The sequence below is a fragment of the Staphylococcus ureilyticus genome, assembly GCF_025558845.1.
Lineage (GTDB): Bacteria > Bacillota > Bacilli > Staphylococcales > Staphylococcaceae > Staphylococcus > Staphylococcus ureilyticus.
This window is the reverse complement of record NZ_CP094825.1, coordinates 1,919,427-1,933,217: the sequence shown is the minus strand read 5'-3', so window position 1 is coordinate 1,933,217 and position 13,791 is coordinate 1,919,427. Positions and strand designations below refer to the sequence as shown.

Annotated in this window: 14 protein-coding genes; 9 read left to right on the top strand and 5 right to left on the bottom strand. The window is 32.0% G+C overall.

The annotated features are described in order from the left end of the window. Positions 1-21: 21 nt before the first annotated feature. Positions 22-1,422, top strand: a complete 1,401-nt coding sequence (gene nhaC, locus MUA21_RS09700; RefSeq protein WP_262561155.1) for a Na+/H+ antiporter NhaC — start codon at positions 22-24, stop codon at positions 1,420-1,422. 172 nt (positions 1,423-1,594) lie between these two features. Then, on the top strand, positions 1,595-1,717 hold the full coding sequence (locus MUA21_RS09695; RefSeq protein ID WP_262561154.1) for a hypothetical protein: 123 nt from the start codon (positions 1,595-1,597) through the stop codon (positions 1,715-1,717). A gap of 639 nt (positions 1,718-2,356) precedes the next feature. Here MUA21_RS09695 and MUA21_RS09690 read toward each other — a convergent pair. Then, positions 2,357-3,094, bottom strand: coding sequence for a CHAP domain-containing protein (locus MUA21_RS09690; RefSeq protein WP_046208469.1), 738 nt, complete (start codon positions 3,092-3,094; stop codon positions 2,357-2,359). A 502-nt stretch (positions 3,095-3,596) separates the two neighbouring features. Here MUA21_RS09690 and MUA21_RS09685 point away from each other — a divergent pair. From MUA21_RS09685 to MUA21_RS09670, 4 genes are all read left to right on the top strand, one after another. Next, complete coding sequence (locus MUA21_RS09685; protein WP_107525465.1) at positions 3,597-4,649, top strand: LLM class flavin-dependent oxidoreductase; 1,053 nt, start codon at positions 3,597-3,599, stop codon at positions 4,647-4,649. 13 nt (positions 4,650-4,662) lie between these two features. Then, positions 4,663-5,022: a DoxX family protein gene (locus MUA21_RS09680; RefSeq protein WP_046208468.1), complete on the top strand. Its 360-nt coding sequence runs from the start codon at positions 4,663-4,665 to the stop codon at positions 5,020-5,022. Between the two features lie 626 nt (positions 5,023-5,648). Beyond that, positions 5,649-6,002, top strand: coding sequence for a transcriptional regulator, SarA/Rot family (locus MUA21_RS09675; protein ID WP_046208467.1), 354 nt, complete (start codon positions 5,649-5,651; stop codon positions 6,000-6,002). A 174-nt stretch (positions 6,003-6,176) separates the two neighbouring features. Continuing rightward, a complete protein-coding gene (locus MUA21_RS09670; RefSeq protein WP_070657897.1) occupies positions 6,177-7,259 on the top strand; it encodes a PTS sugar transporter subunit IIC in 1,083 nt (360 codons plus the stop codon). A gap of 346 nt (positions 7,260-7,605) precedes the next feature. On the opposite strand, the gene MUA21_RS09665 is transcribed toward MUA21_RS09670, so the two are convergent. From MUA21_RS09665 to MUA21_RS09650, 4 genes are read right to left on the bottom strand one after another with little or no spacing between them, the layout of a single operon-like run. Further along, on the bottom strand, positions 7,606-8,307 hold the full coding sequence (locus MUA21_RS09665; RefSeq protein WP_046208465.1) for an amino acid ABC transporter permease: 702 nt from the start codon (positions 8,305-8,307) through the stop codon (positions 7,606-7,608). 12 nt (positions 8,308-8,319) lie between these two features. Then, positions 8,320-9,006, bottom strand: a complete 687-nt coding sequence (locus MUA21_RS09660) for an amino acid ABC transporter permease (protein WP_262561153.1) — start codon at positions 9,004-9,006, stop codon at positions 8,320-8,322. Beyond that, positions 9,003-9,857, bottom strand: coding sequence for an amino acid ABC transporter substrate-binding protein (locus MUA21_RS09655; protein WP_107525429.1), 855 nt, complete (start codon positions 9,855-9,857; stop codon positions 9,003-9,005). Before MUA21_RS09655 ends, MUA21_RS09660 begins: the two co-directional genes overlap by 4 nt. Then, a complete protein-coding gene (locus MUA21_RS09650) occupies positions 9,854-10,603 on the bottom strand; it encodes an amino acid ABC transporter ATP-binding protein (RefSeq protein ID WP_262561152.1) in 750 nt (249 codons plus the stop codon). The genes MUA21_RS09655 and MUA21_RS09650 overlap by 4 nt, the downstream gene beginning before the upstream one ends. A 147-nt stretch (positions 10,604-10,750) precedes the next feature. Here MUA21_RS09650 and MUA21_RS09645 point away from each other — a divergent pair, with 147 nt between their 5' ends. The 3 genes from MUA21_RS09645 (at position 10,751) to MUA21_RS09635 (ending at position 13,780) form a co-directional block, all read left to right on the top strand. After that, complete coding sequence (locus MUA21_RS09645) at positions 10,751-11,902, top strand: acyl-CoA dehydrogenase family protein (protein WP_262561150.1); 1,152 nt, start codon at positions 10,751-10,753, stop codon at positions 11,900-11,902. Positions 11,903-12,120: 218 nt separating this feature from the next. Continuing rightward, on the top strand, positions 12,121-13,038 hold the full coding sequence (locus MUA21_RS09640; RefSeq protein ID WP_046208460.1) for an ABC transporter substrate-binding protein: 918 nt from the start codon (positions 12,121-12,123) through the stop codon (positions 13,036-13,038). Between the two features lie 193 nt (positions 13,039-13,231). Next, positions 13,232-13,780 carry a biotin transporter BioY gene (locus MUA21_RS09635; protein ID WP_262561147.1) on the top strand — a complete coding sequence of 183 codons (549 nt, stop codon included), beginning with the start codon at positions 13,232-13,234 and terminating at the stop codon, positions 13,778-13,780. Positions 13,781-13,791 lie beyond the last annotated feature (11 nt).

Here is a 13,791-nt window from a genome sequence, read left to right as displayed (position 1 = left end):
TATAAATAAGGGGAAATGTGTATGAAAAGACAACCAACTTTTTTAGAATCTATTTCAACAATCATAGTGATGATTATTATTGTAATAACTGGTTTTGTCGTGTTTGATATTCCAATTCAAGCATTACTTATTCTTTCTTCAGCTTATGCTGCAATTATTGCGAGACGCGTAGGTTTAAAATGGAAAGATTTAGAAGAAGGGATTACTAATCGTTTAGCGACTGCTATGCCAGCGATATATATTATATTATCTGTAGGTATTATTGTGGGTACTTGGATGTATTCGGGAACAGTGCCTGCACTGATTTATTATGGCTTAGAATTTTTAAATCCTAATCTGTTTTTAGTATCAGCATTTATTATTTGTGCAATTACATCAGTTGCTACTGGTACTGCGTGGGGGTCTGCATCTACAGCAGGCATAGCGCTGATGGCGATAAGTGCACAATTAAATATTCCAGCTGGTATGGCAGCAGGTGCGATTATTGCAGGTGCAGTTTTTGGTGATAAGATGTCACCACTATCAGACACGACTAATTTAGCAGCACTAGTTACTAAGGTGAATATCTTCTCGCATATAAGAGCGATGATATGGACAACGGTTCCAGCGTCTATCATCGGATTAATTGTGTGGTATTTTGCCGGTTTACAATTTAAAGGTAATGCGAATACTTCACAAGTGAATGCGATGCTTAAGGAACTATCAACGATTTATAACATTAACTTTTTCGTATGGTTACCGTTAATCATTATTATTGTATGCTTGTTGTTTAAAATTTCAACAGTGCCATCGATGTTAATATCTAGTGTCAGTGCGATTGTTATCGGTGCATTTAATAATGGTTTTAAAGTGACAGATGGCTTTAAAGCAACATTTGATGGTTTTAATAAAAGTATGGTACCAAATTTACATGGCTCATTATCCGAAAAAGCGATTAATTTAATAGAACAGGGCGGTATGATGAGTATGACAGAAATTGTAGTCACAATCTTTTGTGGCTATGCTTTTGCTGGTATTGTGGAAAAAGCAGGATGTTTAGATGTAATCTTGAAGAAAATATCTAGTAATATTAATTCTGTAGGGACTTTAATTCTTGCTACAGTTGTAGGTGGATTAATGATGGTGTTAGCTGCAGGCGTTGCTTCTGTAGTGATAATCATGGTTGGTGTATTAATGATGGATATGTATAATAAAATGGGCTTGGATCGTTCAAATCTATCTAGAACATTGGAAGATTCAGGTACAATGATTATACCATTGATACCTTGGGGAACATCTGGTATTTATTATACCCAACAATTAGGCGTTTCTGTCGATCAATTCTTTATTTGGGCTGTGCCTTGTTATTTATGTGTCTTCTTTGCAATATTTTATGGATTTAGTGGTATTGGCATCAAGAAAACTAAAGTTAGCGAAGGATAAAAGTAACATAGTATCATTGTGATAATAAATTAAGAAAAAAGTAGTAATGTATTCAAGTTGCAAACTTGTTTATATTACTACTTTTTTAGATAGATTTAAGTGGAATTATTAATAATATGTTTATGAGATAGCTAATTCGGCTAAACAAAACTATGGATGAGGTGGTTCCGTATTGAATTTAGTAATTATTGTAGCAATACTACTTTATGTTATAGGAATACATCAATATTTCAATATAGGTAAAGATTTTAAATATCCTTCTATTATCTATTTTATAGTCGGTTTTATATTGTAGCGATGGTACAGTATAAAGCCGATTTATGTTAACAATACACAAATGATATATGTATAGTTATACTTGCATAAACCATAATTTAAATGGTTTTAATTCTCTAAATTAAATTAATCTATGATGGTAGTCATGTTATTTTTACAATGATACAAGCAAGTATTATATTGCTATTTTTAGATATAAGCTGATGCATCATTGAAGATTTATCACTTTAAAAGTGTACATAAAAGATGACTAGAATTGATAAAAGTACCAAATGGTGACCTGAGTTCCAGTCATCTAGTGATGATATGAAACATACTAAGATTGCTTCAAAACTAATCTTAGTATGTTTTTTTATATTTTAAAGCGTATGTGTTGATGATCGTTGATGTAGCTGGATTGTGATAAAATACAGGTTTCCAACTTAGTAATTATTCACACTATATAAATTTCATATAACTTCTAAGTCCGTACCACTTTGCAAAATCGCTAATATTGGTATGTATTAGAAAAAACAATACTAATTAAATATATCTAGAATAATTGTAAGTGATATTATCCAATTAAAATCTAAAAGTGAAATAAAAAAGCAGCAATTTCTATATCGTTTCAATAGAAATTGCTGCTTGATTATGTCTAACTATTTTTATGTGCTAACATTTAGTGAATGTAGTTATAGCTTGAAGCTTGGCTAGCTGAAATTGTACGTGAAGTAACAACACCAGGACCTTGACCATAGTTCATTTCAGATACACGGATTGAACCGTCGCTGTTTACACTTTCAACATATGCTACGTGTCCCATAGCACCAGTTGAAGATTGTAAGATTGAACCTTGTGAAGGTGAATTGTTTACTGTGTAACCTGAAGCAGCTGCAGCGCTTGCCCAGTTGTTAGCGTTACCCCACGTTGAACCGATTTTACCACCGACTTTATCAAATACATAATAAGTACATTGGCCAGAAGTATATAGGTTGTTAGAAGAACCTGAAGTGCTAGAAATAGAACTTGATGAACTTGATGGCGCGCTTGTTGTAGTTACTTTGATGTTACGGTCTGAAGTTGAATTTGAAGCAGCTCCACCGCCACCAGTTGTATTATTATTAGCTGTATATGATTGAGTAGCGTTACCATATGTAGAACCATAATTACTGCTTTGACCATTACTTGCATAGCCATTGTTATTTGAATGAGCTTGGTCTGCTTGGCTTGGATTCCAATTACCTTGCCAAGTGTAGTGGTAATTACCTTGTTGATCTATTGTATATGAATAGCTATAAGAAGTTGGGTCATTAGGGTTATAACCATTATTATTTTCAGCAGCATCTGCTTCGTTTTGTGCAAATGCGAAAGTAGCGATTCCTGCAGTAGCGATTGTAGCTGTAGCGATTTTTTTCATTGTAAAATATCCTCCTAATAATTATAAAGCATTTAATTTATTATCTCAGTCTCTAAATGACAATAGTTTAAAATATTTTTTTTCGTTGTTTTTTAACGACAAGCAATACTTTATCAGATAATGGTCGGTTTGTGTGCAATGTTATCATTTTGTAATTTAACTCTAATAATTAATCGTTAGATGTAACAAATAACATTAGTTTTATATAGTTCTCAGCGCCCATTGTTATCACATTTTAATGATTTCATGTGTAATCTTGCACTCTAATTTATTACAAATCTGTAAAATAACAGAAAATTACAAATGCTAATAAATGCTAAAATTTAGTTATTTAAATAATATATTATTTTCTAAAGTTAGAGATTATTTATTTTTTTGAAAGAATTGAGAGTAATTTATACAAATATGGCTGTAATGTTCATGAGCAATGCTATTGACAGTTTATTTGAAAGGTTTTAAGATAATGAGTATAAAAAATATACTTGGTAAGCGAGGTGAATTAATGAAAATTGAGATTGGCTTAACATCATTTGCTGATAATAGTGAAATTTTCACCGATAAAGGTAAAGCATCTGCAATTAGCAATGCTCAGAGAATAAGAAATATCATAGAAGAGATTGAAATTGCAGATGACTATGGTCTTGATGTTTATGGGTTAGGAGAGCATCATCGACCTGATTATGCCGTTTCTGATCCTGTTACAGTCTTAGCTGCAGCGTCTAGAAATACAAAGCAAATTAAATTGAGTAGTGCTGTAACTGTGCTATCCTCAGATGATCCTGTAAGAGTTTATGAAAGGTTCTCAACATTAAATGCAATTTCAAATGGTCGTGCCGAAATAATGGTAGGAAGAGGTTCATTTATAGAATCATTTCCACTATTTGGGTATAACTTAAATGATTATGAACAATTATTTAATGAAAAGATTGAATTATTAATGCAAATTAATCAAAATGAAATTGTAAATTGGACCGGTCAACTGAGACCCAATATACAAAATTTAGGTGTCTATCCTAGAGTTGAGCATGGTATTTTACCTATTTCTATAGCTACAGGTGGAACACCTGAATCTTCATTGAAAGCAGGAGCATTAGGATTACCCATCACTTATGCTATAATTGGCGGTGACCCCAAAAGATTCCGCAGAAATATTGATATGTATAAATCGATAGCCGAATCATATGGTCATGATGTGAAAGAATTACCGATTGCTACGCATTCTTGGGGGTATATTGCTGAAACGGATGAACAAGCTTTTCGTGAATTTTTCCCTTCAGTAAAAGCAAGCCATGATGTATTAGCTAAGGAACGTGGCTGGCCACTATATGATGAAAATAGTTTCATTCGTGAAGCAGGCCCGAATGGTGCATTATATGTTGGAAGTCCGGAAACTGTGGCTAATAAAATTATTGAAACTGTTGAAACACTAGGTTTATCTCGCTTTATGTTGCATACACCTGTAGGTTCGATGCCACATGAGCATACAATAAACACCATTAAATTATTGGGTGAGCGGGTAAAACCTATTGTAGATAAATATTTTGAAAACAAATAGAAGGAGAGTAAAAATGATATTACGTTATTTAACAAATTTAAAATTAGCAAAAGAATTATATGGTGCAGCGAAACCAAAATTAAAAGGTGACAAATCTATGAAAGATACTTTTACTGAAGTATTTAATTTACCTGCAAATGCAGTACCTTTAGCTGGTGCTTTAGAATCATTAAGTGCAGTATTTTTCGTGCTAAGCTTTGCAAGTAAAAGATTATCACGTATTGCTTCGTTAATGACGATTACTGTGCTAGGTGTAGCAGCGTATAAACACTTTGAAGCTGGACATGGTAAAGCAGGTGCAAAACATGCACTTGATTTAACAGGATTAGCAGCGCTTAGCTTATTAGATACGTTAGATTGTAAAAAGAAATAATTATTCATTAAGGTATCGTCTAGATATCAATATGATAAAGTGTTTCTTTTTAAATAAAGAAAAACAATAAATGAAAATTAACACAACTTGGGACTTTAATAAATGTCTCAAGTTGTTTTTTTATACAGATTTTTTATGAGAAAATTACTTGTAAATAGTGATAATTGAAACATTTCGTTTTGAAAACGACATTACACTTTGAAAATGATAATTTGATATTTATGTGTTTATAATGAGAGAGTGCTACAACATAGCTCCATGACATTAGGCAGTTTGTTTGGTTAATATAGTTGTTTGGTTGACGTATATAACAATGCTTATTATTAGATATGCCGAAGTATTTTTAGTTGGTTTTAGTGATCTTCAATTTATTAAATTAAAAGCAAATGCTAATAATTTTAAAAATTTATATAAGCTATTAGTGAATTTTTAGTAACAAAAAGGATATATGTAGCACTAAATTTTAATAATAAAAAGTGATATTAAAAAAATAGTAGTAAAACCTAATATTTTTCATAGTAAGCCATATTGAATTCAATAGCATAAATAGGATAAAATTATATTACATAAAGACAGGCACACATTGAAATATATTAACAACATGAAAAAACATAAGGAGTGGTTTTATGGAAAAATTAAAAGAATTAAGTGAACTCAACGAATTAATAACTTTGTATCAAAAAGGGAAACAGTTTTTCAAAGAAACTAAGAAATATCACAAATTAAATTATGAAGAAATATTTATTTTGAATTATATACATGAGTGTCAATCTTATGAGGTTACCGCAAAAGAAATTGCGCAATATTCAGAGTTAAAACCGTACTACTTAACGAAAGCATTGCAAAAATTAATTAAAATGGGTTATTTGAGTAAAAAGAGAAGTGATATTGACGAACGTACAGTTGTTGTATATATAAATGAAACACAACGTCAGAAAATTGAACATATGATAAAAACATTACAAGACTACCTAAAGTAACTCACTTTTGAAAATGAGTCGTGTTACATATATAAAAAAACGAATATTCTGAAAAGTGTAATTTTATTTTATTAATTATATATTGAACCAAAATATTATTTGAGTAAAACATTAAATGTGATATACTAATATTTGTTAAATGAAAGCGCATACAAATATTAGAAGGGTGTTTTTATGAATTTACTTTTAGGGGTTATATTTTTAGGTATTGTTTTATGTTTGTTTACACTTTTTACAAGTAAGGCACCAAATGGTGGAAAAGCAATGGGAGCGCTAGCAAATGCTGCAATTGCTTCTTTTTTAGTCGAAGCCTTTCATAAATATGTAGGTGGAGATTTAATGGGAATCCCATTTTTAGGCCAGTTAGGTGAAGCGGCAGGTGGCTTAGGCGGGGTTGCTGCTGCTGGTTTAGTTGCTTTAGCAATGGGCGTTTCTCCTGTATATGCATTTGTTATTGCCGTTGCATGCGGTAACATGGATTTACTACCAGGTTTTGTCGCAGGTTACATAGCCAGTTTTGGTATGAAATGGATAGAACAAAAATTTCCCGATGGTTTGGATTTAATAGGTTCAATTATTATCATTGCACCTATCACACGAATTATTGCAATTGGTGTAGCACCTGTTGTAGATGCGACATTATTGCAAATAGGTAATATCATTAAAGATTCGACAACTTCAAGCCCAGTACTAATGGGGATAGTGCTAGGGGGGATTATAACAGTTGTAGCAACTGCACCTTTAAGCTCAATGGCATTGACTGCGTTATTAGGACTTACAGGAACACCAATGGCAATTGGTGCATTGGCAGTTTTTGGATCATCGTTTATGAATTTTGTTTTGTTTAAACGAATGAAGTTCGGTGATCGTAAAACAACGATTTCTGTGGCTATTGAGCCGTTATCACAAGCAGATATCGTTACTGCCAATCCAATTCCTGTTTATGCTACAAATTTTGTAGGCGGTGCTGTATCGGGCGTTATTATTGCTATGTTTGGACTTGTTAATGAAGCAACAGGCACTGCAACGCCAATTGCAGGTTTAATGGTGATGTTTGGCTTTAATAATGCATTGACTGTGATTATCGTTGCATTATTATGTGCAATAGGAAGTGCTGTTTGTGGTTACTTAGGATCTATTGTGTTCAAAAATTATCCTATTATAACTAAAGATGAATTACAAAATGGTAGAATGCCTAAAAAGGTTAAGAATTATTATAAAAGAAAAAAACAGTATGCAGAAAGTTTAGCAATGTAGCTATTAAAGACAATGTTATAGGAATAAATGAAAACTTAAAAAGACTGGAACGTCCATATCAATATCAAGGCCCGTAACTACATTTTGAAATAATGTAGTTACGGGCCTTTTTGATACTCATATTTTATATTGAGTGCTGATTTTTTGTCACTGTGAGATTGAAAAGAAAACGCATCATAAATGTTCAGTACATACGACTAACTATTATATTAACTGTAAAAAATAAGTCGTTTTGTATACATGTGTCAAGGTTAAAATTATAGATAAGCATATGGAGTATTGGAAATCGATAAAACAGAAAATTTAAATAAGTGTCTATATGAAAATGATTTTGTTCTATTGTGATTTATGCTGTGGTTTTTGAAGTCATATATTGTGCTGAACGGTTTTCAACTTTAGAAAATAACAATTCTAGTACTATGGCAAGTAACCAATAAAATATTGCTGCTACACTATATACAGTTATAAAACGATAGCCTTCATTTGCAATAACATGACTAACTGCCATAATCTCAGTAACTTGTACTGCGAATGCTAGAGAAGTTCCTTTGATAAGCATTATAAATTGATTTTCAATATTGGGAAGCGCATAGCTGAATGCTTGCGGTAATATAATTTCTTTGTAAGTTCTTATTGTTGAAAGTCCTACAGTTTGAGCAGCTTCAATTTGATCGGTATCGACTGAAAGTAATCCTCCTTTAATAGATTCTGACAAATATGCAACAGCATGTAAGGAAAATACAATAAATGCAATAACTAATGGTGAGAAAATATCAGGATTAATTGTCAATGTAAATTGTGCATTACTCCAAATCACTAATTTTGGTATGCCATAATACATAATAAATAATTGGACAATAAGTGGTGTGCTTCTAAAAAAAGAATTATATATCACTATAATTTGAGAGAGAATTGGAACATTTTTAGTTTGAATAAAAGCAAATAGTGTGCCGATAATTAAACCTACGATCATTGCTACAATTGAAATAATAATTGTATTTGGTACACCCTTAAGCACTTCTGAAACAGTATAAAGTATAAATGACAAAGTATTACCTCCTTAGACACGAAATGGTTTTTGGGCTCGTTTATTGATGAGTGCAAATATAGTTTGTATGATAAGAGCGATTATCCAGTAAATAATAGATATGACGACATAAACTTCTAACATACCTAGTCCATAGTTATTTCCAATAATTAATTTAACTTGTCCCATCATATCAATAATCCCAATTGTAAAAGCTAAAGATGTGTCTTTAATTAGTTCAATCACTTGTGTCGTCAAGTTTGGAATACTGTTGCGTAACGCTTGTGGAATTATAATATCTACTAAAATCCGTGGGTAAGATAAACCGACAGATAGTCCTGCTTCAATTTGGCTATAGTCTACTGATTGGTATCCTGCCCGTATAATCTCTGAAAGATAAGCACCCGCATGCAATGTGAACGCTAAAATTACAAAAAACAGTCTGCTAAAATGATTGATATCGATTTGGATGAATAATAATAATTGCGGCAAAGCAAAATATGCCAAAAAAAGTTGTAAAATTAAAGGTGTACTTCGAATAAAAGACAGATAAATACGGACGATAGGTGATAATACTTTTACTTTTTTGATACGGATGGTTGCTAATAAGCACCCAAGTATTAAGGCAAAAAAGAGTGACAATATAAAGATGAATAGTGTTAGGGGTAATTGTTGTAAAACTTGGCCGAATAAATCACCCCAGTTAACAGAATTTGTCATGATTGTACCTCCAATTTATCTTTTTGCTTGTTTATTTCATCCAAATCATCAAATACATTGATATCAAAATATTTTTCAGAAAGTTTTTGTAATTCACCTTCATCTATCAGTTCTTGAGTAGCTTGATCAATATCGTCATGCAATTTTTGATGCTTTTTATTATAGACAATATGCAATGATTCTTTTTTTATAATTCCGCCAATTTTAACATCAGCATTGATTTGTTTTTGAATCGCATTGTAAGTGTTCCAGTTTAAAATCATGGCATCACGTCTGTTATTGCTAACCATTTTTAAATTGTCCCCGTTAGAAGGTTCTTGAATAGTATCGATATCAATTTTTGGAGAATGTGAATTATTATACTGAGATAATATAGAGTATAATCCGCCACTCGGTGCCATTGGTGTTAATTTTTTATCAGGTAAGTCATTGAGTGAATGTATATCAGAATTATTTTTATGAACAACAATTAAAGGCAATGCGTAACTATAAGGAACGTCTTGATAGAGAAATTGTTTTTCGCGTTCAGGCGTTTTGAAAAACCAGTTAATTCCCATATCAAACTTTCCAGCACCAATACCTACAAGATTAGATTCTTCCTCGCCAACTTCATAGTTAAACTGATATTGCGGTAACTTTTTTTCTAATAGTTTTAGGTAGTCTATATCCAAACCGGCAAACTCATTTTGTTTATTTGTATACAAATAAGGCGGATTAACTTCTGCAGAAATTGCTACTTTGATTTCTTTTTTATTATTATGACTTGTGGATTCTTGTGTTTGACTACATCCACTAAATAACACCGTAATCAACAATGAAATGATTAAAATGCGTAACTTATTATTTTTCATAATAAGTCACGCTCCATTTCTACGGTGTTTAAAAAACGATTAATTCTTTTAGAATCAGAAGATTCTAAAACTGATTGTGGTGTACCTTGTTTCAATATTTTACCTTCATCTATAAATAGAATTTGATCTGCAATTGCTTTAGCAAATTGTATTTCATGAGTGACGATTACCATGGTCATGCCTTCTTGTGCAATAGATTTGATAAGTGACAATACGCCTTGAATTGATTCAGGATCTAACGCAGACGTAGGTTCATCTAATAGCAGTACTTCTGGATTAAGCGCTAAGGCACGTATGATTCCTATGCGTTGACTTTGACCACCAGATAGTTGTGAAGGATATTTATCTTTTTGGTTTAATAAATTAAAACGCTCTAAATAAGAAATGGCTATTTCATTTGCCTGTTTAGCAGGCATTTTTTTACCATGTATCAAGCCAACTGTAATGTTTTCAAGAATTGTTTTGTTTTTGAATAAATTATAGTTTTGAAACACCATCGCAGATTTCTTTCTTAACTGTGAAATATCTTTTTTTGAATGTTTATCGGCGACAAAATTTTGATTACCAATTTGAATTGTACCTGATTTTGGTATCGCTAACGCGTTCAATGTTCTAAGTAGCGTTGTTTTACCTGATCCACTTGGACCGATGATAGCAGTCACAGTTCCCTTATTTTGTGAAAAGCTAACGCCATTAAGAACAGTATGATTTTTATATTTATGTATTAAATGTTCAACTGTAATCATTTTAAACCCCCAGAATATCAATACGTACAAAGTATCATATTAATCCTTATCGGTAAAGTAAGATTTTGTAATCTAATAGCTTTTATTCGTTATAAGCGAGTGTTACACTAAGTTTAATAGAGAAAAGTCTAAAATGAGGTGGACACTGTGAATTATTCTGCATTAATACATACAGAGATACAAAAAAAGTGGATAGATAAATTTGATTCAATCAAAGCGCAGTTTAAAGAAAAAGCTGATTATAATGATAAACATTCAAGATTTCCATATGAAAATATTGATTGGTTGGTAAAAGAAGGTTATACGTTATTAACGTTACCTAAAGCATATGGTGGTGAGGGTGCGACTGTTGAAGATATGGTTGTACTACAGACATATTTAGGAGCAATAGATGGTGCGACTGCACTTTCAGTTGGCTGGCACCTTAGTGTTGTTGGGCAATTATATGAACAACATGCTTGGGAACAAGATATGCTAGAGCGCTTTGCAGTAGAAGTGAAAAAAGGTGCATTAGTTAACAGAGCTGTCAGTGAAGCCGAAACAGGTAGTCCTACACGCGGCGCAAGACCTGCTACACATGCAATAAAAAAAGATAACGGTTTTGTGATTAATGGGGTCAAAACCTTTACTTCAATGAGTAGAAGATTAAGCCATTTTATTGTAAGTGCCTATTATGAAGAAATTGATACTGTTGTTTTTTTCTTGATATCTGAAGATACGCCTGGTGTGGAGATTGCAGACAATTGGAATATGGTAGGCATGCGTGCAACTGAAAGTCACGATTTGATTTTAAATGATGTTTTCATTCCAGAAGAAAATTTTGTAGAAATAAGAGGTGCGGGTGGCAAGCAACCTAATGGCTGGATACTACATATCCCTAGTACATATCTAGGTATTGCACAAGCGGCGAGAGATTATGCCGTAGATTTTGCAAAAAATTATAGTCCTGCAAGTATTGATGGTGCGATTGGCGATATTTCAACTGTACAGCAAAATGTTGGTAAAATGGAATCATTACTATTGTCTGCACGCCACTTTTTATGGAGTACTGCAGCGTTATACAACCAACAACAAGAGATACCGATTTGGAATGAAACTTCAGCAAGTAAAGTGTTGGTGATGAATCAAGGTTTAGAAGTAATAGATATTGCCATGCGTATTGTGGGCGCTAAGAGTTTAGAAATGGAACGACCATTGCAACGTTATTATAGAGATATGCGAGCTGGTCTGCATAATCCGCCGATGGAAGACATGGCCTATACTAATATTGCGCATAGTGTATTAGGCCACTTTAAATAAATGCCGAGAACATGGCTTGTCTTTATAGTCAATGAAATCTTTGAATAAACGATTTATATTGGAATGAGTATATGAAATCAATGATTAAAGTTGATTTTCTAACTCATTCCTTTTTTTATTTTTTAAAATAATAAAAATTTTAGGTTTTCTATTGTACAAATTTTATAATCATTATATAATTCAATGGTAATGATAATCATTTTCAATGGAGGAGACTTATGAAAAAATTAATATTTCCAATAATTATAATGGTTCTAATATTAGCAGCTTGCGGCAAAAAATCTGAAAGCGGCTCAGATAGTAACAAAGAAGACACAAAAGCTTATACATTAGATAGCGGAAAGAAAATTGATATACCTAAAAATCCTGAACGTATTGCAGTTGTTGCACCTACATACGCAGGCGGAATAAAATATTTAGGAGGTAAAATTGTAGCTGTCAATGAGCAAGTCGATAACAGTCATATTTTAAAAGATAAATTTAAAGATGTTGAAAAAGTTGGAGAAAATGATGTTGAAAAAGTTGCAAAAACAAAACCAGATTTGATTGTAGCTTACTCTACAGATAAAAACATTAAAAAGTATAAGAAAATTGCACCGACTGTTGTTTACGATTATGGTAAACATAAATATTTAGATCAACAAAGACAATTAGGTAAACTACTTGGAAAAGAAGATAAAGTAAAAAAATGGGAAGAAAAATGGAAATCACAAACTGAAAAAGATGGTGAAGCAATCAAAGCGAAAATTGGTGAAGATACAACAGTGTCAATTTTTGATGAATTTGATAAAAAACTTTACACTTACGGACCTAACTGGGGACGTGGAGGAGAAGTTATGTACCAAGCATTTGGATTAAAGATGCCTAACAAACTCAATGAGTTAGTTAAAAAAGAAGGCTGGGCTGAAATTAAACAAGAAAAACTAGCGGATTATGCTGGCGATTATATCGTTTCCACGAGTGAGGGTAAATCAAAACCAGGTTATAAAAAAACTGATCTATGGAACAACTTATCTGCAGTTAAAAATAATCATGTTATAGAAGTGCAAGCAGAAACTTATTGGTACAACGACCCTTATACATTGGAGTATATGAGAAAAGATTTGAAAGAGAAATTTTTAAAAACGAATTCATAATCTATTATTTACAGTAGTATTTTAGAGATTTAAATAAATATCACCAAAATAAAACATGAGCGTGTGACAAAGCAAAGATGTCTCAAGCTCATGTTTTTTTGTTTAGAAAAAGATTATAAATTTAAATTGTAAACTTTTTATTTTTAACAGTTTACATTTGTGGTATAATTTTTTCATCGAAGGAGGTTTGATGATGTCAACGAAATATTTAGTTTATACTGCTTTAATGACTGCTATTATTGCAGTTTTAGGTTTTGTACCTGCAATACCATTACCCATAATGCCTGTACCAATTGTGTTACAAAATATCGGTATATTTCTAGCTGCCATTTTATTAGGACGCAAATATGGCACATTGAGTGTCGTTGTTTTATTACTTTTAGTTGTTGCTGGATTACCATTGTTATCAGGTGGCCGTGCTGGTATTGGTGTTTTTGCAGGACCATCAGCAGGTTTTTTATTTATGTACCCTGTTATTACATATCTTATTGGTCTTGTAAGAGACTTATATTTGAAAAAGATCAACTTTATTGTATTATTAGTAACAACTGTATTGATAGGTGTCGTTTTGTTAGATATTGTGGGTACGATTATAATGGGACTTATTACAAATTTGCCAATTTCTAAATCAATCATGTTATCTTTTGTCTTTATGCCAGGAGATGTTATTAAAGCGCTAATTGCTAGTTTAATAGGCAATATCATGTTAAACCATAGTCGATTCAAGCAATTACTTAAGTAGAATCAATTGAG

Bases quoted from the DNA above. Each gene is read 5' to 3' on its own strand.
- MUA21_RS09670 (WP_070657897.1), top strand. From the start codon at position 6,177: ATGAATTTACTTTTAGGGGTTATATTTTTAGGTATTGTTTTATGTTTG.
- nhaC (WP_262561155.1), top strand. From the start codon at position 22: ATGAAAAGACAACCAACTTTTTTAGAATCTATTTCAACAATCATAGTG.
- MUA21_RS09655 (WP_107525429.1), bottom strand. From the start codon at position 9,857: ATGAAAAATAATAAGTTACGCATTTTAATCATTTCATTGTTGATTACG.
- MUA21_RS09635 (WP_262561147.1), top strand. From the start codon at position 13,232: ATGTCAACGAAATATTTAGTTTATACTGCTTTAATGACTGCTATTATT.
- MUA21_RS09680 (WP_046208468.1), top strand. From the start codon at position 4,663: ATGATATTACGTTATTTAACAAATTTAAAATTAGCAAAAGAATTATAT.
- MUA21_RS09640 (WP_046208460.1), top strand. From the start codon at position 12,121: ATGAAAAAATTAATATTTCCAATAATTATAATGGTTCTAATATTAGCA.
- MUA21_RS09685 (WP_107525465.1), top strand. From the start codon at position 3,597: ATGAAAATTGAGATTGGCTTAACATCATTTGCTGATAATAGTGAAATT.
- MUA21_RS09650 (WP_262561152.1), bottom strand. From the start codon at position 10,603: ATGATTACAGTTGAACATTTAATACATAAATATAAAAATCATACTGTT.
- MUA21_RS09675 (WP_046208467.1), top strand. From the start codon at position 5,649: ATGGAAAAATTAAAAGAATTAAGTGAACTCAACGAATTAATAACTTTG.
- MUA21_RS09690 (WP_046208469.1), bottom strand. From the start codon at position 3,094: ATGAAAAAAATCGCTACAGCTACAATCGCTACTGCAGGAATCGCTACT.
- MUA21_RS09660 (WP_262561153.1), bottom strand. From the start codon at position 9,006: ATGACAAATTCTGTTAACTGGGGTGATTTATTCGGCCAAGTTTTACAA.